This window comes from Candidatus Deferrimicrobiaceae bacterium (assembly GCA_036504035.1).
Classification (GTDB): Bacteria; Desulfobacterota; Deferrimicrobia; order Deferrimicrobiales; family Deferrimicrobiaceae; genus JANXPS01.
The window spans coordinates 1-1900 of record DASXVV010000001.1 but is presented as its reverse complement, the minus strand read 5'-3'; the positions used below and the strand labels follow the sequence as shown (position 1 = coordinate 1900).

The following is a 1900-nucleotide window of genomic DNA, read 5'->3' as shown; positions in this document are numbered from 1 at the left end:
TATTCGACCAGCGTCTCGCCCATCGTCAGGTCGTAAGGGGCATCGATGGTCTTAATCTCGCTGCTCCGCCCGACCGTGTAGGAAACGATCGGCTCGCCCATCAGCACCGTATCGCCCTTCTTCTTGAGCCATTTCTCGATGCGGATGCTCTCGGACGCCTCGTTGTAGGGCACGAACAGAACGTTCTTCGCCTTGAGCAGCTCGGCCGCGGTCGGGACCCGCGACCGGACCGTCGCCAGGATCGTCGCAATGCCGGGCGTCGTGCCCGCCTGGAACCGGTTGAGCGCGTCGCCGAACGTGTCGGTCGTCCGATCGGCGTAATCGAGCTTGCCGACGCCCTGCTTGACCTTGAACTCGACCTTCGTGTCCTTGTTCGGATTGTCGTTGATGTCCGTGACCTTGACCTGGATGTCGGCCTTGCTGTTGCCGTCGGCCGGCAGCGATTCGGGCCGCGCCTTCAGGATGATCTTCGCCGGCGCGTCGGCCAGCAGCAGGATCGACACGTTCCCGCTGATGTTGCGAACCGTATCGGTCGCCGAGATCACCACGATGCCGATCTTCTTGCCCGCGATGTACTCGGCCGTCGCGACCCCGGCGGCGTCCGTCGCGCCGACGATCGTCCGCAACGTGCCGTTCGGGCTGGAAAGGGCAAACGTCACCGCGTCGCCGGCAACGGGCTTTCCGTTGGGATCGCTCACCGTCGCCCGGATGACCGACCGGCTCTTGCCGTCGGCCGTAAGTGTAGTCCGGCTCGCCTCGACCTTGATTGTGTACTGCATCCCGCGCCGCGCCGCCGCCAGGCTGCGTGGCGCCGTCAGCGCGATGTCGATCGACGCTTCCTTGTAGGCCGTCAGGTAGTCGACCGACACGCCGCCCGAATCGAGATCCTTGGCCTGAAGGATGACCGTCTTGGCCGCGAAGCCCGCCACGTAGTCGAACTCGACCTCGCCCCAGGCGTCGGTCGTCCCCTTCCAGCGCGTCTCGACCGACGCGCCGACCTGCTTGCCGAAGTCGCCCGCTCCCACCGTGCCCGTGTATTCGTCGGTCGTCGACAACGTCAGCTTCAGGTTGCGACCCTTGAGCGGATTGCCGTTGGCGTCTTTCGCGACCAGCTTGATCCGGCTTTTCGTCCCCTGGTCGGCCGGGAGATCCTTGTTGGCAATCGAGAACGTCACCACCGGCTTGGTCTCGATCGTCCATTTCGACGAGGAAAGTACCGGCTCGGCCGCCACGTTGTCGGCGGAGGCGAACCGTCCCAAGATCTTCCCTTCCTCGAAATCGTCGCCCGGCTTGATCGTGTAGGAGCCGCGGTAAGTGCCCGCGGCAACCGGCGCCTTTCCGGGACCGCCGGGATCGGCCGGAAGCTCGACCATCGAGATTTCCTTGACGCGCCCCATGTCGAATGAAGCCTTGCCGCCCGGCTGGGCAACCAGGGTGGCGGTAACCGTTTCACCCGCAACCAGCTTGCCGCCGATGCCGGGAATCTTGAAGCTGTCGTCGGTCACGGACGAAATGCTGGCCAATGTGGTGTTGGTGCCGCCCGGGACGACCGTATCGAAAACTTTGAATCCCTTGAGGGGAGAGACGGACATGTCGTACGCGCCGTCGGGAGAAAACGTCTTGGGCGCAGGTTCGGCGCCAAACACCAGCTTGTCGGCCTTGCCGATGATCAGGGACATGCTGTTCGGTTCGATGGAGGTCGCAGGAACCCTGCTTCCGTCGATATAAAGGGCATTCTCGCCGGCCCCCCATGTCATCGCGACATGGACCCACTGGCCTTTCGCGACCTGCTTGCCCAAGGGGATGAAATAGGACTTTCCGACATTCTGCTTGTCAAGATTTTCGGGAATCTTGTAGTACCAGAGGTTCCCGTAATCCGGATGACGATAAAAGGACAGGA

Annotated in this window: 1 protein-coding gene; it reads right to left on the bottom strand. The window is 63.0% G+C overall.

Going from position 1 to position 1900, the window contains the following annotated elements:
• Positions 1-1900, bottom strand: a 1900-nt coding sequence (locus VGK27_00005) for an invasin domain 3-containing protein (GenBank protein HEY3488484.1), incomplete at both ends; no start/stop codon positions are given.